Annotated in this window: 13 protein-coding genes; 4 read left to right on the top strand and 9 right to left on the bottom strand. The window is 34.4% G+C overall.

Annotation, left to right across the window (positions count from 1 at the left end; all coding sequences use genetic code 11):
* Position 1: 1 nt before the first annotated feature.
* Complete coding sequence (locus HCQ94_RS01670; RefSeq protein WP_166981290.1) at positions 2-1564, bottom strand: hypothetical protein; 1563 nt, start codon at positions 1562-1564, stop codon at positions 2-4.
* A gap of 255 nt (positions 1565-1819) precedes the next feature.
* On the opposite strand from HCQ94_RS01670, the gene rpmB reads away from it, so the two are divergent.
* Together rpmB and HCQ94_RS01660 are read left to right on the top strand one after the other, a co-directional pair.
* A complete protein-coding gene (gene rpmB, locus HCQ94_RS01665; RefSeq protein WP_166977055.1) occupies positions 1820-2011 on the top strand; it encodes a 50S ribosomal protein L28 in 192 nt (63 codons plus the stop codon).
* Between the two features lie 744 nt (positions 2012-2755).
* Positions 2756-4177, top strand: a complete 1422-nt coding sequence (locus HCQ94_RS01660; protein WP_166977053.1) for a YfcC family protein — start codon at positions 2756-2758, stop codon at positions 4175-4177.
* 505 nt (positions 4178-4682) lie between these two features.
* Here HCQ94_RS01660 and galE read toward each other — a convergent pair.
* Both galE and HCQ94_RS01650 read right to left on the bottom strand, forming a co-directional pair.
* Positions 4683-5672, bottom strand: a complete 990-nt coding sequence (galE, locus tag HCQ94_RS01655) for a UDP-glucose 4-epimerase GalE (protein ID WP_166977051.1) — start codon at positions 5670-5672, stop codon at positions 4683-4685.
* 364 nt (positions 5673-6036) lie between these two features.
* On the bottom strand, positions 6037-8901 hold the full coding sequence (locus tag HCQ94_RS01650) for a GH25 family lysozyme (protein ID WP_166981287.1): 2865 nt from the start codon (positions 8899-8901) through the stop codon (positions 6037-6039).
* Positions 8902-9264: 363 nt separating this feature from the next.
* Here HCQ94_RS01650 and HCQ94_RS01645 point away from each other — a divergent pair, with 363 nt between their 5' ends.
* Entirely contained in the window at positions 9265-10176 is a 912-nt protein-coding gene (locus HCQ94_RS01645; RefSeq protein ID WP_166977047.1) for a LysR family transcriptional regulator, read from the top strand.
* 523 nt (positions 10177-10699) lie between these two features.
* Here HCQ94_RS01645 and HCQ94_RS01640 read toward each other — a convergent pair.
* Complete coding sequence (locus HCQ94_RS01640) at positions 10700-11131, bottom strand: Fur family transcriptional regulator (protein ID WP_166977045.1); 432 nt, start codon at positions 11129-11131, stop codon at positions 10700-10702.
* Positions 11132-11357: 226 nt separating this feature from the next.
* Between HCQ94_RS01640 and HCQ94_RS01635 the strand changes: the two genes are divergently transcribed.
* Positions 11358-11594, top strand: a complete 237-nt coding sequence (locus HCQ94_RS01635; protein ID WP_166981284.1) for an RNA-binding S4 domain-containing protein — start codon at positions 11358-11360, stop codon at positions 11592-11594.
* 2 nt (positions 11595-11596) lie between these two features.
* Here HCQ94_RS01635 and dnaE read toward each other — a convergent pair whose 3' ends face one another.
* The 5 genes from dnaE to HCQ94_RS01610 form a co-directional block, all read right to left on the bottom strand.
* Positions 11597-15142, bottom strand: a complete 3546-nt coding sequence (gene dnaE / locus HCQ94_RS01630) for a DNA polymerase III subunit alpha (protein WP_166981281.1) — start codon at positions 15140-15142, stop codon at positions 11597-11599.
* Positions 15143-15316: 174 nt separating this feature from the next.
* Positions 15317-16240: an RluA family pseudouridine synthase gene (locus HCQ94_RS01625; protein ID WP_166977039.1), complete on the bottom strand. Its 924-nt coding sequence runs from the start codon at positions 16238-16240 to the stop codon at positions 15317-15319.
* Between the two features lie 139 nt (positions 16241-16379).
* On the bottom strand, positions 16380-16985 hold the full coding sequence (gene lspA / locus HCQ94_RS01620) for a signal peptidase II (protein ID WP_232525739.1): 606 nt from the start codon (positions 16983-16985) through the stop codon (positions 16380-16382).
* Positions 16986-17472: 487 nt separating this feature from the next.
* On the bottom strand, positions 17473-18045 hold the full coding sequence (locus tag HCQ94_RS01615; RefSeq protein ID WP_166981279.1) for a DivIVA domain-containing protein: 573 nt from the start codon (positions 18043-18045) through the stop codon (positions 17473-17475).
* A 106-nt stretch (positions 18046-18151) separates the two neighbouring features.
* The gene (locus HCQ94_RS01610; RefSeq protein WP_269775638.1) at positions 18152-18475 is read right to left on the bottom strand and encodes a YggT family protein; all 324 of its coding nucleotides are present in this window, start codon (positions 18473-18475) and stop codon (positions 18152-18154) included.
* Between the last annotated feature and the right edge of the window lies 1 nt (position 18476).

The raw sequence follows: 18476 nt of genomic DNA, 5'->3' as shown, positions 1-18476 counted from the left end.
TTTAATGTGCATTTATTACAAGTTCACCAGAATTAGACACTATTATTTCTAACTGAATATTTGGGTTCTTATTGTATATTATTTGTTCTATTCTTTGTTGCAAAAATACTACTTCTTTTGCGTCCACTAGCACTGATATACGTGTATCACTATCGTCTATAAAGTTAATTATACTATCATCAATGTTTTCGTATTCGTTACGTAATGTAAGCGTACGTTGTTTTGCAAGTGTTGTTTTCATATACTTTTCAACACTGTTTATATCAGTGCATTCTTTAATAACTTCTGGTCGCATAGCTATTTCTTCAGATAAATACTTTATTTCTAGGTCATTTTTAGTTTCTGCGATAATTATTTTTTCATTCTTAGAACTAAGCTCAAAAGCTCGTCTCATCAAAAGCATATCTTTTTCATTAGAAGGCATTAAGACTATGTATTCAGTTTCTAAAACTTCAATAATATTTTGTATAACTTCGCTATCATCTGGCTTATATACTACTGTTGCATTTGTTCTAGAAATCGGCTCGAGCAAAGGTAAGTTTTGCACAGCAGAAATTATGGCAATATCATTTTTAGGCTTATCAGCAACTTGTGGTTTTATTTTTTCAAATATACTAATAACATTGCTATTTTCTTGCGTTATATTTGAATAAGTATCCAGCTTAATTGGACGAGTTGTTTGTAACCTAAGATTTTTAAAAGGCGTCTTTAGTGGCAGAATCATAAGAGGAGTTTTGGTTTCTGATAATATGGTCCAATTTCCTATGTCAAACGGTCCACATTCACCCACAATTAGTGATTTAGCTCCTGTTCTGCCAATATTTTTCTTTATCTTTTCCATATTTTCTAAAGTTGTTTCTATGGAGTAGATTATTTCAAATTCACACTCTTTTACTTTAGTTTTATCAGAATTAGTAGAAGCACTTTTCAGCATATTCGAAATCATTTCTGATACGACATTTGAAGTAAACTCTTTTTCTTTCCAAGCATATTCCAGAGCTGAAAAGATTATGCAAGCAAGCGCGATTTTATAGTCCACTTTTTGATATTGATTTTGTGTTTCCATAAGGACTATTTGGCTCGCTGTTATCAAACACTGACACGTAGATTCTATATCTAACACAGTATCTAAGAAGTCACATTGCTCTTTAGCTGTTACAAATATATCAGCAATAGTTATTTCGTCATTGTTGAGTATCTCTTCTTTAGCTTTTTCACTTAATCTGGACACTATTTCAATGACATCAACAGGAGTTAGAACTGATTTAAATTCTTTGAGAGCATATATTAAATACTGGTATAAATGTAATGATGTACTAGAGTTTGCAGTGTCTTTAGCAATTTGCGTAGCCACGTCCAAAACCCATATACAATCAGCATCTTCAGGAATGTTTTCCAGTCCTTGAACTATATTTTTCATGCAGTAACTAACATTGTTAATATCTGTTTTTTCAACATCTGTTACTGCAAGACTTTTTAGTAGCGCTTTGTTCTTTTCAAGATCTATATAAGCGTTTATAAACCAATTTTTAAAAGTTATCCCAGTTATTTTTTCGTGATTCATATTTTTATCCGTGTAAACTATATTTACACAATATTCTACTTCTTTTGTTCAGTTTTCCTTGTTTCCCACTCTTTATATTGCTAAAGTTTTATTGATAATTCTCAAGAATCTTGAGGAAAAGATTTAATTCTTTTACATATAGTTGTTTGCATATTTGTGCTTTTTTGCTATCATGTATGAGTTGAGTGTTTATATAACACTTATAAGTATTGTTAATAATTGTCTTTTATAGGCTTGAACGATCAGGAGAGATCCGTGGCTTCCACCTGCGATATTTGCGGTAAAGGACCTGGCTTTGGCAAGAGCGTTTCGCACTCTCACTTGCGTACAAACCGTCGCTGGAACCCAAACATCCAGCGTGTACGTGCATTAGTCGGATCCACACCGAAACGTTTAAACGTTTGTACAACTTGCATTAAGAGCGGTAAGGTTACACGTAACGTGTAATTTGACAGGCTTCATTAAAAGGTCGCTTTTAGGCGACCTTTTTTTATTAGCTTTTGTTACCTTTTCTCTTAGTTACAAACATTTTCATTCTATAAAATCTATTTCTTAAAAAGAAAACATTTGATTCCTATATAATCTTCATAAGGAATTATCTTTATTATTATATGGAAATACGCATAAGTGCTGTTTTATATGCACTATCATGTTTGCATACATGATGATAATAATAAATAACCTAATAATTCACTATAAGTGAAAATAAGCAAATAGTAGTTTCATCCGATAAATCTTATATTCCTTAAATTTTTCTAGTTACAAGAATCTTTATCTTACACAAATACTTTCAGTAAGATTTTAGAAGCAATATATAAAATACACATATTTCAACGTTTTATCTAAAATATACTTACGTTACCTAAATCTTTAAAAAGAAAAGTGAAAAATAAAGCAAAACATCATTAGGTAAATATCAAAAAAATTGAAAATTTTCACCAAAATTCTCAAAGAACTACATTAAAGTACAATAAACACTAATGCTGTTTGTAAACATATGCAAATTTTACGTAAATTTTATAAAAGTTCTTCATATTGAAGAGTATCTAATATAAAATAAATCGACTGTATAAGGGAGAATAATACCTTGTTTATAAAATTTTAAATATAGATACATAATCTATATTTTAAATGTAAAACAAGAATAACCGTTTATTTCAAGTATTTTACACTTAATGGAGTTATTCAAAAATGAATAAGACAAAAAAGTTTAGTATGCCTACTGCATATACTATTTTATTTGCTTTAATTGCAGTAGTTGCAGCACTAACTTGGATTGTTCCTGCTGGACAGTACGAAACAAAAGAAATTGCTGGAAAACAAATTCCAGTTCCAGGAACATATCATGCTATCGAAAACACACCTCAAGGAATCTTCGAAGTCCTATCAGCACCTATTCTAGGTTTCTATAATGCACTTCAAGTAGCATTCTTCATTATGATTCTAGGTGGTTTCATTGGTGTTACATTAAAAACAGGTGCCCTAGATGCTGGCTTTGCATCAATCACTAGAGCATTAAAAGGTAAAGAAAAAATTATGATTTTCTTGCTAATTAGCCTTTTTGCATTTGGCGGAACATCATATGGTATGGCTGAGGAAACAATTCCTTTCTACCCACTAATCATCGTGGTTATCTTATCAGCAGGATATGACACTATCACTGGTGTAGCTGTAATTTTACTCGGTGCTGGTATTGGTTGCTTAGCATCAACAGTTAACCCATTTGCTGTAGGTATCGCTTCAAACTTTGCTGAAACCTCAATGGGTAATGGTCTGATTTTACGTGCACTAATGCTAGTTGTAGGTATTATCATCACTTATATCTTCGTCATCAGCTATGCTGAAAAAGTAAAAGCTGATCCTACAAAATCTGTTGTCTTCAGCACAAGAGAAGATGACATGAAGCACTTCTTACACTCAAACAACGGATCTGAACAGCCAGAAATGACATGGCGTAGAAGACTAGCTTTAATTGCTTTCGCTGGAACATTCATTTTTATGGTATTCTCATTGATTCCATTCAGCGATATGGGAATTACAGCAATTCCAACTTTAGGCTGGTCATTCAAAGAACTTAGCGTACTATTCTTAACAATGTCCATCATCGTTGGTGTAGCTTATGGTTTGAAAGAATCTGAAATCACCGAATCTTTCATAGATGGTATGCGTGATCTTCTAGGTGTATCAGTAATTATTGGTATATCAAATGGTATTACTATCGTCATGAACGACGGTAACATGACAGCAACGATTCTAAACCTAGGTGAATCTTCTCTATCATCACTAGGTCAGATTCCATTTGTAATACTAACTTACATATTCTACATTCCAATGTCATTCCTAGTACCTTCTTCATCAGGTCTAGCAACACTATCAATGCCAATTATGGCTCCTCTAGCAGACTTTGCGGGCGTTACACGTGACATCGTTGTTACCGCTTACCAGTCAGCTTCAGGTCTAGTAAACTTCATCACTCCTACAAGTGCTGTTGTTATGAGTGCATTGGCTATTGGTCGAATTTCTTACGATAAGTGGATAAAGTACATTTGGAAATACCTTCTAGCTATATTCGTATATACTATTGTATTCCTACTAATTGGTATTTATATCTAATAGCTTTATACATAAAAGTAAATAAAAATGGTGAGTCATATTTAGGCTCACCATTTTTGTTATGTAACTTGCAATAACTACTGACAACAGAAAATTTGGCTTTAAAAACCTATTTTATTACTAAAGATACTTTTATCATGTACTTGTAGTTTTATGATATACACTAAAATTAAGCGTTTAGCACTTACTCGCAATAGAGATACGTTTAAGTACTTGGGTTTACAGTAAATAAGTTACTGCTATTTATAATTTTTACTTGTTAAAAGTATGAGTGAAAAACTTTAGTAATAAAACCTTTTTACTTGAAACTCACCACTATATAAATAACATTACTTATAGATTCACTCAAATATAAGGAAGCATTATTCTTTATCCAAAGTTCTTTTATTACCAATAACTCAACGTGAAAATTAAAACAGCCCTATTATGCAACTATCTCTTTTACAGAAAATAAAAAAGTGGGGAGAAACCTAAAAAAGTTCCTCCCCTCCCTGTTAAAACACTACTATTTGTTTATTGGTCTAGGACCAGCCTGCCAAGCATCCCAAGCTGACTGTACAATTTCTTCCAAAGAATATTTAGCTTTCCATTTAAATGTACTAGTTATACGCTCAGCATTACCAATTAGTTGAGGAGGATCACCTGCTCTTCGAGGTAAAATTTCAGGATTAATATCTATCCCCGATACTTTAGCAACCATATCAATAACTTCTTTCACGGAAGTACCTTTACCAGTTCCAACATTGAAAGAATTATGTTCAATATAGTCATTGTTACGCAAATACTCCAAAGCATCTATGTGAGCAATTGCCAAATCCATAACATGAATATAATCGCGTATGCAAGTTCCATCAGGTGTAGGGTAATCATCACCAAAAATCTTTGGTTCCTCTCCCCTTTGCAAACGATCCAAAACCATAGGTATCAAGTTCAGTACTGCAGGGTCTCCTAAGTCGTCCCAACCAGAACCAGCAACGTTAAAGTAACGCATACCCGCCCATTTAAGTCCCCATGCTTTTTGGCAACCGGCTAGTAAATACTCGCCAAATAATTTAGTCTCACCATAAGGATTAATCGGGTGTTTTTCTATATCTTCTTCTACTATTTCTACAGGTGGCATACCATATACAGCTGCTGAAGATGAAAAAATCATTTCTTTCACTCCAGTTTTTTCCATTGCCATCAAAAGATTAGCCATACCACCAACGTTTTGCTGATAATACCACTGTGGTTTTTCTACAGATTCACCAACTTGCTTTCTGGCAGCAAAATGTATAACAGAACGTACTTCGTGTTCCTGCATAATATTTGCCAAATTTTCAATAGATTGTGTACAAGCTAAATCTAATTGGAAAAATACGCTATCACCGATACGATCTTTACTTCCATAAGATAAATCATCTACGACTACTACTTTTTCACCACGTTCAAGCAACAAACGCACCACGTGAGCGCCAATATAGCCTGCGCCACCAGCTACCAATATACTACTCATATTAAAATTTTACTTGTATAAATATTTTTCTTCAAATACCATTACGGAATAAAATTTCACTCTTGATAAATTTTATATATTTATAAAAGCATATAGTGTATCTTTGCCAGTTTAGAAATGAGAGTAAGTAATATTTAAATCTTTGTATAAAGGCTAAGAGAGAATAATCAGAACAAAAGAAAAGCCTATAACAAAGACAACAGTTATGCTAATAATAAAAGATATTTTATAGACATACAAATAAACCGTAAATTTTAAACAGGATTAAAATCTTTAGAGGGGAGAATTTTCTCCCCTCTAAAGATTTTTATAAAACTCAAAGCAAGACATACAAGTATTGTCTTTGTGAAATTAGTTTTATAAGTTACCTTGGTAGTGCATAATATGCCCAGATACCAGCGTCACCATAAAATACGTTACCATCTAAATCGCTACCGTACCCCGGTAAACGCAAATTACTTGTGTACTGCCACATAATAGCTTTTTCCCACCATTTAATAGGGAAATATGGAGTGCTACCTATAGCAACGCCAGTTGAAGCATTTCTAGGATAATATGCAACCCATAGAGGATAATCGCTTTGAGCAACAGATGACCAGTTAGCTTCGTTTACGACACTTTGTGACATATAAATCACTGGCTTAACTCCAGTCAATCTATAAACTTCATCTAACCATTTCTTGTTCCACGCAACATCTGTTCTATTGTCAGATTCATTATCCAAAACAAGCATTGGTCCATAGCGAAGGTACGGACGCACAGTATTTACAAAGTGTCTAGCTTCTGCTTCTGGACTTCCTTGATATCCAATTTCATGGGCAAAGTGGTAAAATCCAATCTTCTTACCAAGCTGTATTACTTGATCGGCATGAGTCTTATGGAAAGGATTTACATATCCTGTACCACCAGTAGCCTTAACAATTATAAATTGAGCTTCTGGCACATTTTTAATTTTCAGTGTGCGTTGCCATGATGCAATATCAATACCACTCATACGTGATGAGTTATTCGGGTAAGCTTTTTTCTCAGCTATTATTCTACCGTTTTCAAATTGCTGTTCACATCTAACAGGATCACAATATACAGTAGAAATTGGGTAACCTTGTTTAGAGTTTTCCCAGCCTGCTTTAATCCAAAGCTTTGTGACTGGTCCATCTATCTGAATTGGCACTATACCGTTTTTAGGAGTTATGTATATAGCTGTTTGAGTTCCATTATTTTTTTCTAATGTAGCTACACACCCACCATTTTTTAAACCACAACGCAAATTACTAACTATTTTTGAACCATAAATACCTTTATTAGCATTGTAATACCTAGTAAAAGCAGCTTGTTTGTCCGTAATATAAGTATTTTCATCTTGAATGTAGCCATTTTCAAAATACTGCTTATTGTTGGACTCATAAGTTGGATATCCTAATGGTGATTCTTCCCAACCTTGTTTAGCCCAAACTTTCGTATAAGGCTTATCAAGTTTTATTTCACCAATTTTTCCTGCATAGGAATATACTGCAACTTTTTCATTTTGGTTAGACATAAAAGTCTGAACACAACCATTATTACTCAAACCACATTTAATATTGTTTGTAGGATAGATAAGTCTGCTACTATTTCGCAAGTAATGTTTAGTTATTGGATTCGACTTAGGATTTTCTATTACATCATTTCCATTATAGAAAGCAATCAAATGCTCGAATTCTTGCATTTTCTTATTGGAAATAATTGTTCTTTCTATATTTACAGGATATCCATATTTTCCGTTTTCCCAACCAGATTTAATAAATTCCTTTGCAATAGGAGTTTCTAAATTAATATATGCAGGTGGAGTTACTGAACTGACATAAACAGCTATTGACTGATTATTTTTACTGAAAGTCTGAACACAACCATTATCTTTCAAGCCACAACGCACATTATTTACAGCGCGTCCTATATGAGCAGCGTTTTCTCTAATATAGTTTTTCAAAACACCCTCAAATGACAGTCTTTCAGATACCTTTCCAAACTCATATAAAAGTGTACCTTTTTCAAATGATTGTTTAAAACCGATCTCTGTTCGAACAATATCAGAGATTGGATAACCTAAAGAAGAGTTTTCCCAGCCTTTATTTATCCAATATTTAGTAATAGGATGATTCAAATCTAAATGATAAATACCATTTTTTGATGAGTAAACAGCATACAAGTTATTGTACTTAGCGAAAGTCTGAACACAACCACCATCTTTCAAACCACATTTTTCATTAGACACAGGATGTCCAATAAGTTCGGAGTGATTCAAATAATAGTTAGTTATAGGGCGATTATTATAAGCAATAGCAGAGCCGTTACCTTTTACAGAAAGAGTTCCGTTTTCAAAACGCTGAACTGAATGGTTTCTATCTACTTTTTCTTCAGAAGCTATCGGATAGCCTAGCCTTGAGTTCTCCCAACCGCTATTAATCCAAATTTTAGCTAATGAGCTGTCTAGATTAACGTGTGTAGCAACCTTAGTTACAGGAGAGTAATAAACAGCATTAGTCAATACACCATCACTGAAAGTCTGAACACAACCGCCATCTTTCAAACCACATTTTTCATTAGACACAGGATGTCCAATACCTACATAGTTTCGCAAGTAATAATTTGCTATAGGATTCCCATTATATGTAACAAACGCTCCGTTACGATATGAAATAGTTCCATTTTCAAAACGCTGAATCCAGTGATTATTACTAATTTTTTCCTCAGGAGTAACCGGATAACCTAGCCTTGAGTTCTCCCAACCACTATTAATCCAGAAATTAGCAATACCACCATTTATATTAATATGTGTGACAGTATTAGTTCTAGGAGAATAATAAACAGCAAAAGTGGTTCGACCGTTACTAAAACTTTGAACAGAGCCGTTATCTTTCAAGTTACTTTTAACAGGAGATATTGCTCTACCCAATTCAGGGTGCATTCTATGGTACTGCTCGATCTTATCGCTTTCCAACTTCAACTGAGAATTAGCTGTAAAATCTAATTCTTCCCTCTGTGGATTTTCTTTTACTTTTTCAGCATTTTCCTCATCTTTATTTTCTACTTGTTTTTCCTGTGTATTTTGAACCTTTGTATTAGATTCTTCGGATACATTTGTATTTATTTCTTCAGCATACCCGCTAACAACAGTAGTAGAAAATAAAGTAACTGCTATACCTATAGTAACTATATTCCTTAAAATGTTCTTACCTTTTATTACCTTCATTATCCTTCTTCCTAGTTAATCCACATTAGCGCAAAGCAATATCTTGCATCCGATTAACAGCGATGGCTACTTATATAGACATCAAAATAATTTTATTCTTTTATATCATTACCACTTTATTTTAAAAATCAACCATATTTATTATTAATGGTATTTATTTTAATCAATAGATATCAAAATTTTATACTTTTCTGGCAAAAATAAGACTAAGTTTTAAGAGTTCAAAAGTAGTAAAAAAACATACTATAGATACAATATCATAGAATAACAACAACATATTAAGGATAGTTATATTCACACTATTTACTTAAGTTTTTCTTACATGACGTATTTAGAATTTTAAAAATGTGGTAAAGTTCTAATATGAAGTTAGACCCACGCAGATTAGCAACGTTGCTAGAAGTACAAAGAGATGGCGGTATAGTATCCGCTGCTAAAACGTTAAACATTAGTCCTTCTGCTGTTTCTCAACAAATTAACAAATTAGAAACAGAAATTGGCACAATATTAATAAATCGCACTCCTACTGGGGCAACTTTAACTCCTGCGGGAAAATTACTTGCAGAATCTGCTGAACGTGTAGAAGCTGAACTTGCCGAAACATACAAAAACTTACTACAGCTAGACGGAGAAATAACAGGTACAGTAATAATAGGTGCAGCTCCTACTCCGATACAAGCAATTCTTATTCCTTTAGTAAAAGATATTGAACTTTCCTTACCAGGAGTTGAAATAGTTATACAAGAAGTAACTGAACAACAAGGGCGCTCACTTTTGCGCTCTGGAGGAATTGACTTGTTAATTATGGAGCGCGATATTACTGACGGTAGCGTAAAATCTGCTCCACGAGGAATGAGAGATATACCTTTCTTCGATGAACCATGGTTAATCGTATTGCCAGAACATGAGCCAATACCAAATTCTTTGGCTGATATGTCAAGTAGAACTTGGCTAGATATAGAACCATCTACAGCAGCATCTGAAGCTATGGAACGTATTTCAGCAACTATTGAAGAAATACACAAAGTAAATCACCGTTTCTTAGACTTTGCTGTAGGAATACAAATGGTAGCTAGCGGTTTAGGATGTACAGTTTTACCTCAACTAGCTTTACAAGGGAACATTCCTGAGAATGTAAATATTGTTTCACTTCCGGGACTAGGATTTAGACAGTTAGTCATACGACACAGATCAAACGTAGATCCAACTCCAGCAGTTCAAGCAATAATAGACGAAATAACTTTCAAAGCAGCTTCTATTAAAAACCAGTTATAATTCTTGGTTTTACTGGAAATACCTTCTGCTAATAAAAAGTCTAAACAACATTTTGATATTTATTTAGAAAATATTAAATATTTAGAAAATGTGGATCAAGTTATTCTTTACACAAAAATGGTATTCATACTTTGTTATAGTTTGCACACAATTAATAAGTGTAAAGTAAAATAAATCTAATAAGACTACTAGTCTTACATTAGTGGTAAAAGCAGTAAAATAGCGTTCTTTCATATTTATAAGAATTACCCCCACTCGCAATATAAATACGTTTGCAGTACTTTAACTACTACCCAAAAGTACCTCTATAAGTCAAAGTATCTTCTAATATCTTTTAAAAGCCGAATGAGTGTAGAAAAAGTATTATTTTCCTACACTCACAGCCAGTATAAACGAATAATAAGAAAATAAGAGTAAGTGAGTAGGTAATAAGATTTTTATTGAGCTTGTTCTTTACAAGCTTGATAGCTACAACTAAAGCTATTCTTTGTTGAGTAATTCACCTTCAGAATATCTGTACCCTTTAGTCATTTAGCTTATCTTTGCAATTTTCGCAGTATCCCCAATAAATTACTTCTGCTTCATCAATGATGCAATCAGAATCCATTATTGGGTCAATACAAGGTTTTTTACCTTTTGCACATTTTACGTTTAGAAGCACGCTACATGAACGGCATACGAAATGATGATGATTATCTCCATTGTTTATTTCGTAAACTGCACGTATACCTCTAGGCTCTACACGACGTAAAAGTTCCGAAGCTGTCAAAGAATTCAAAGTATCATAAACAGCTTGAGTAGAAACTGTACCCAAACGATTCATCACTTCATCTTTGATAAATTCAGCATCAGAATGTGGAAATTCCTCCAAAACACCCAAGATAGCTATCCTGGGCGAGGTAACACGCATTCCTGCTTGTCTCAGCAAAGAAGAATAATCCATATTTGATCCCATTAGACACTCACCTTACAATCACAACTAATATAATCACTTCAATTTGAAATAATTAATATTTGTTATCTCCCTATTAATAAGTACGACCAAAACAAGTTGTAAGTCGCGAACTTATATTATCTATATCCTACCTGTTACTAAAAAAATAAACAACAGGGCAATTCATGAAATACCGAAACGTAAAAATATGACATTATATATATTCAGAATAGAGTATCATTATGTCATGAATAAAATAGAAATTTTTAAAATAAAAGGAATAATACGTTTGGGACAATTCCTCAAACTTACAAATATGGCAGAAAATGGCATAGATGCCAAGGAATTAATACAAGATGGTTTTGTAAGCGTGAATGGAGTAGAAACAACACAAAGAGGTCTTCAACTAAAAGATGGAGATGTCGTTTGCGTAAATGTTTACAATCAAACTTTATGTGCAAAAGTTGAACAAATAAGTGACTAAAATCATATTTGTATACAGCTATACCCAAATATTTGTTTCAAATCTGCAATCAAACTAGATGAGCTATTAACACTATATTCCTTGCCTAGCGCTAATATAACTTCATTATCTTGTGTTCGCACTCGTAACTTCACAGGTGTGTCACCAGGATAATGCGAAAGTGTTTCTTTCAAAGCTAGAATATTTTCTTGTGTACATAAAGATTCTGATACATTTACATAAAAAGGTAAGTCACTAATCTGTGTGTTCGCATCTAGCAGAGTCATCTCAGTAGCATAAATAGAAAAAGAATCATCTTCATTTTTCTTTAGACGCCCAGTAACTGATATAAGTATGTTTTCTTCCAATATAGTAGAAACTGTCTGATAGGTTTGAGGGAAAAACAGCACATTTATAGAAGCAACTAAATCTTCTAAAGTTACAATCGTCCACAAATTACCCTGTTTTGTAGTCTTTTTTTGCATAGAAGTAACTAAACCGCAAACTTTAACGATCATGTTATCTCTATATTTATCTGAGTCTTCTAAGAAATCAATTAAAGAAACATCACGGTTAGCGTTCAAAAGCGGTTCCAATCCATTCAAAGGATGATCTGAAACATAAAGCCCTAGCATATGTCTTTCGTAGTCTAGTTTTTCCTTTTTAGACCATTCCGGTATATCTGGTATGGATAACCCTAAACTGGAGTCAGAAACATCAAAAGCAGCAAATAAATCAAACTGCCCAACTGCTTCATTCTTTTTAAGCACTAATGCAGCATCTACTGCCTCTTCAAAAATTGCATATAAAGCACGACGTGTATAACCAAGTGAATCAAAAGCCCCAGCTTTAATGAGTGATTCAACACTTCGCTTAGAACACGCACTACCTGGACATTTAGACAAGAAATCTTCAAAAGAGGTAAAGCCTTCTTCTGCTTCACGAGTAGCAATGATGTCTTTCACAATTCCTTCGCCCACATTACGTATAGCACCAAGACCAAAACGAATGTCTTCACCTACAGGTGTAAACGATGCTTGAGAGTAATTGACATCAGGAGGTAAAACAGTAATCCCCATACGGCGACATTCACCCAAATAAGTAGCTAACTTATCCTTATTATCCTTTTGAGATGTAAGCAAAGCTGCCATATATTCCACAGGGTAATTAGCTTTCAGATAAGCTGTCCAATAAGATACTAAAGCATAAGCAGCTGAATGCGCCTTATTGAACGCATAGTCAGAGAACGGCAATAATATTTCCCACAAAGTCGTAACTGCTGCTTCACTATATCCTCTATCAAGCATACCTTGTAAGAAAGTACTGTACTGTTTATCTAGCTCAGCTTTCTTTTTCTTACCCATAGCTCTACGCAGCAAATCTGCTTGACCTAGAGAGTAACCCGCTAGTTTCTGAGCAATCGCCATAACTTGTTCTTGATAGACGATCAAACCATAAGTTCCACCCAGAATATCTTTAAGAGGTTCTTCAAGCTCAGGATGAATAGGAGTTATTTTCTGTAATCCATTCTTACGCAAAGCATAATTCGTGTGTGAGTCAGCACCCATAGGTCCTGGACGGTATAAAGCACCCACAGCTGAAATATCTTCGAAATTATCTGGACGCATCAAACGTAACAAAGAACGCATACCAGCACCTTCTAGCTGGAATACCCCCAAAGTATCCCCTTGCGATAACAAATTGAAGGTTTTATCATCATGCAAAGAAATATTATCTAAATCAACAGTATCCTTATTGTTATGAACGATATTTTCCAAAGCATCAGATATGACAGTCAAGTTACGCAAACCCAAAAAATCCATCTTCAGCAGACCGAGTTTTTCACAAGTAGGATAGTCAAACTGCGTGATTATAGCACCATCTTGTAGACGCTTCATCAAAGGAATAATGTCAACCAAAGGTTTGGAACTCATGATTACGGCGCAAGCATGTACACCCCACTGCCTAGTAAGTCCCTCTATACCTTTAGATAAGTCAAAAATTTTCTTAGCATCTTGATCATTATCGACAAGTTTCCTGAATTCTTCAGCTTCCTTATATCGTTTATGCTCAGAGTTATATATTTCAGATACAGGTATATCTTTACCCATAACTGCTGGTGGCATAGCTTTTGTAAGCTTTTCACCCATAATGTAAGGATAACCAAGAACTCTAGCAGAGTCTTTCAAAGCCTGTTTTGCTTTTATCTTGCCATAAGTAATAACCTGAGCAACACGGTCATCACCATATTTATTCGTCACATACTCTATGACTTCCCCACGACGACGTTCGTCAAAATCAACGTCAAAGTCAGGCATAGACACACGCTCAGGATTTAGGAAACGCTCGAAAATCAAACCGTGTTGCAAAGGATTCAGCTCAGTAATGCGTAGAGCATAAGCAACCATCGACCCAGCACCAGAACCACGTCCCGGACCAACTCGTATCCCTTTAGACTTTGCCCAGTTAATAAAGTCAGCAACGACCAAAAAATACCCTGGAAAGCCCATTTTTGTTATAACTGAAACTTCGTAGTCAGTTTGACGACGAACTTGTTCACTTATTCCGTTAGGGAAACGAGCATGTAATCCTTTTTCTACCTCTTTAACGAACCAAGAATGTTCATCTTCGCCAGGCGGCACTGGGAAACGAGGCATAAAGTTAGCACCCTCGTCAGCAGTATAAAAAGAAACATTACATTGCTCTGCAACAAGCAAAGTATTATCACAAGCTTCAGGGAAATCACGCCAAATATGACGCATTTCTTCAGCAGGCTTCAGATAGTAGTCAATACCATCAAATTTAAAACGATTAGGGTCAGAAAGAATAGAACCAGAGTTTATACATAAAAGTGCGTCTTGGAAAGAATAATCTTCCTTTTTAACGTAGTGCGAGTCATTAGTAGCAATTAAAGGAGCGTTAATCTTTTGAGACAAGTCAATTAGGCTCGGAATTACTCTTTTTTCAATATCAATACCGTGGTTCATTACTTCCACGTAGAAGTAGTCTTTACCGAACATATCTTGAAGTTCCCCAGCAACTTCAAGTGCTTTGTCAAATTGTCCCAATCTGATACGTGTTTGTATTTCTCCCGACGGACATCCAGTAGAACCAATTAATCCTTTTGAATAGGTTTGTAGTAATTCCCTATCCATACGAGGCCATTTACCAAATTGTCCTTCCAAAGAGGCGTACGAAGCTAGACGGAAAAGATTGTGCATACCCTCATTATTTCGAGCTAATAAGGTCATATGCGTATAAGCTCCACGAGCTGAAACGTCATCTCCAGCTTTTTGCTGTTCTGGGCTGCCCCATAGCTGTCTTTCAGTATCAAAACGAGAAGTACCAGGGGTCAAATAAGCTTCTATACCAATTATTGGCTTAATATCACGTTTTTTACACTCTGAATAAAGTTCATAAGCACCAAATACATAACCGTGGTCAGTGATTGCAACTGCTTTTTGTCCTAGGCGATCAACTTCTGAAACTAACGCACTAATTTTAGCAGCGCCATCAAGCATAGAATAGTCAGTATGAACGTGAAGATGTGTAAAATTATTTGAAGCCATGTAAAAATATTAGTTTCCAATCAATATAATAGCAAGGGCGTTTTAGCTATAAAGTTGAACTAATAAACACAATAGAAACTTTTCACGTAAGCAAGGAGTATTCCTCCCACACATTTACCTGAGAAAATACACTTTCAACCAATATAACAATTTGATATAAGCTGTAGCTTTCGTTTATGTTTGTCTAAAGCTATCTAATACGTTTTGTAAGTCTTGTGGATATTCACAAGTAAAATGTAGCTTTTCATTAGTTCTAGGATGCTCAAAACTTAACTCTTTAGCATGTAACCATTGACGCACAAGCCCAAGTTTTTGAACCAGAGCAGTATCAGCACCATAAGTAGGATCACCAACGCAAGGGTGACCAATAGCTTGCATATGTACCCTAATCTGATGTGTGCGCCCAGTCTGTAAGTTAATCTTAAGCAAAGAAGCATTGCTCATCATTTCAAGTAAATCATAGTGCGTTATAGCTTCTTTACCATTAGACATAACTGCCATTTTCCACTCACGACCTGGATGTCTGCCAATAGGTGCGTCAATGGTCGCACTATGAGGCTCAATCTGCCCTTGAACTAAAGCATGATATATTTTCTTAACTTTGCGATCTTTAAAAGCCCATTTCATTTTCGTATAAGCAAGCTCTGACTTAGCAACAACCATCAGCCCAGATGTACCAGCATCAAGACGATGTACAATCCCCTTACGTTCTACAGGACCAGAAGTAGAAATACGATACCCACTAGAAGCCAAAGCACCTATAACGGTCGGCCCATCCCAACCAACTCCTGTATGAGCAGCTACCCCTGCAGGCTTATTCACAACGACAATATCTTCATCGTCATAAACAATATCCATGCCCTCAACTGGAGTTATCTCAGTTTCATAAGGTTTTTCTTCCTCAATTTCAACTTCCAATATGACGCCAGCTTTTAATTTTTGAGAAGTCTTTAAAACTGGTTGAAAATTAGCACTAACCTTGCCATCTTCAATCATATTTGCTGAAACCGAACGTGAAAATCCAAATAGCCTAGATACAGCGACATCTACACGCTCATTATCTAGCCCATCTGGCAAAGGAAGAATTTTAGTAGCCACTTATACCTTTCAAATATAACGAATATCAAACATTAATTAAACATAATATTTTATAGCTCTTCAAGTTCTATTATTTCATCAAGCATTAATTGTATTACAACGATTTGCTAAAACGAGTTAGGTTAGTAGCTCAATTCAGCTACTTCTCTTGTACAAGATTATCGTTCTCAGAGCTATCAGTATCACTTTGAGAATAGATACATTCTATATCAAAAATTTCTAGCAGTATTAAACCAATAATAGATACTACAATGAAAATATCAGCAACGTTACCTACAAACCAATTACCATATCCAATAAAGTCAACTACACTACCTTGACCGTAATATGGAGCTCTAAATAACCTGTCAAACAAATTCCCAAGTAATCCACCAAATAGCATTCCCAACGTCAACGCCCAAAGCGAAGAATTTATTTTAGGCGCAACATAAGATATGAATAGAGTGAAAACTATAGCAACAACAGTAAATACCCAAGCATTACCAGACAATATTGAAAAAGCAGCACCATCATTATAGGTGAGTTTCAAATACAAAAAGTTACCTAAAAGAGGTACTTTACTTGTAGATAAATTAGATTCAGCTAAATATTTCGTCAAATAGTCTAAAGCAAAACTTATAATCGCAATAATGTAAAATAAGGCAACAACTTTTTTATTAATTTTAATTTTACCTTTATTCAACATAATAGTTGCAACTTGATACACAATAAGTACCAATAAGCCTGATAATATCCAAGTTATCAATTTGCTCTCCATTCACCATTGAATATAAATATCCACTCCACTATATATTTATACTACCATCAATACACGTATCACAAACTAGTATTTATATAGTATATTGTAAGTATCTTAGTAAAATGCTTGTCTAAAGCATTCAAAAACATAAAGAAATAACTACTGATAAATAACTTCTTATACCTTATTTTGAGACTTATTTACTTTCGGCAATAAAATAATTTATACCTACCCACTATTTCATTTACTATCTACACTGCCTATTTTAATAATCGGGATATAAATCTAAAAATACTTATAAATACATGGACACAAGATAAAGTTAAAATTTATTCATCAAAAACAATATAGTATTTCCATAATCAAATACAGATAACATCAAATATATTGTGTGAAGATTTTAAATAAATAACAAATAATATTTTAAGGTAGTGAACATAAAATAAAAGAGGACAACAAGTAGATACTTGCGTCCTCTTTCACAAAAAACAAACTACATTTCGATTGGAGAGTTCAAGTCCTTCAACAAACCTTCCAAATGACCACGCATTTGTGTACGGTAATCAGATTCGAACTTTTCAAGACGTGAAATTGTCTTTTCTACTTCAGCACGATCAGCTGACAACTTCTCCATTGTCTGTGCTGATGCGCTCTCAGCGTCCTTAATAATCTTTGTTGCTGATTCACGAGCATCGCCCACAATGCGGTCAGCTTCTTGACGAGCATTATTTACGTACTCATCATGTACCTTCTGAGCTAGTACTAGAACGCTTGTTGCTGCAGCTGGCTCTTCGTTTGAAACAACAGGTACCTGTGGCTGTGCAGGAGCTTCTTCTACTTCTTCAGCTTCTGTTTCTTCTTCAACAGGTGCTTGTGCTTGTGGTGCAGCTCCATTGCTCAACTCTTCAATCTTTGCAAGCAATTCTTCTTTTTCATCTTGAAGTCTACCAAGTGTTTCTACGATTTCATCTAGAAAATCGTCAACTTCATCCTGATCGTATCCTTCACGGAACTTAGTAATACTAAAGCGCTTATTCAACACATCATCAGTGCTAAGCAATGCCATACTAGTCACCTCAATTATTTCTATACCTACATTAACTTCCGCAGGACACGGAAATCTAATCTAATTATATACCTAAAATCTTCAATAGCATATTTAATTTTTTGAGCTAGAAAGAAACACCATATCTCCAGCTAGCGTACAAACCTACTAAATATATAACAAAGCTATCCAATAGCATTACCATGAAAAACAAAATAACAGTGGAAAGAGACAACCTAATCTCACCAATTTCAATTGGCTTAACTACTTTATCAATTTTACCAGTTATTGGTATAACAAACTTATCTAAAAACGACTTCACTTTATACACTTTTAGACGTGTTTCGTATTTCATTGGTATCAAATCAACCCAGCTTAAAATTACAGTTGCTAAAAGTAAAAACATATACGCTTGCAATATTTTACGTAATATATAAAAGAAATAAAACATT

The sequence above is a fragment of the Actinomyces sp. zg-332 genome (assembly GCF_011751945.2).
Lineage (GTDB): Bacteria > Actinomycetota > Actinomycetes > Actinomycetales > Actinomycetaceae > ZJ293.
Note: the sequence above shows the minus strand (reverse complement) of the source record. Positions and strands in the feature narration are given on the sequence as shown.

Bases quoted from the DNA above. Each gene is read 5' to 3' on its own strand.
- HCQ94_RS01670 (WP_166981290.1), bottom strand. From the start codon at position 1,564: ATGAATCACGAAAAAATAACTGGGATAACTTTTAAAAATTGGTTTATA.
- HCQ94_RS01660 (WP_166977053.1), top strand. From the start codon at position 2,756: ATGAATAAGACAAAAAAGTTTAGTATGCCTACTGCATATACTATTTTA.
- galE (WP_166977051.1), bottom strand. From the start codon at position 5,672: ATGAGTAGTATATTGGTAGCTGGTGGCGCAGGCTATATTGGCGCTCAC.
- HCQ94_RS01650 (WP_166981287.1), bottom strand. From the start codon at position 8,901: ATGAAGGTAATAAAAGGTAAGAACATTTTAAGGAATATAGTTACTATA.
- HCQ94_RS01645 (WP_166977047.1), top strand. From the start codon at position 9,265: ATGAAGTTAGACCCACGCAGATTAGCAACGTTGCTAGAAGTACAAAGA.
- HCQ94_RS01640 (WP_166977045.1), bottom strand. From the start codon at position 11,131: ATGGGATCAAATATGGATTATTCTTCTTTGCTGAGACAAGCAGGAATG.
- HCQ94_RS01635 (WP_166981284.1), top strand. From the start codon at position 11,358: ATGAATAAAATAGAAATTTTTAAAATAAAAGGAATAATACGTTTGGGA.
- dnaE (WP_166981281.1), bottom strand. From the start codon at position 15,142: ATGGCTTCAAATAATTTTACACATCTTCACGTTCATACTGACTATTCT.
- HCQ94_RS01615 (WP_166981279.1), bottom strand. From the start codon at position 18,045: ATGGCATTGCTTAGCACTGATGATGTGTTGAATAAGCGCTTTAGTATT.
- HCQ94_RS01610 (WP_269775638.1), bottom strand. From the start codon at position 18,475: ATGTTTTATTTCTTTTATATATTACGTAAAATATTGCAAGCGTATATG.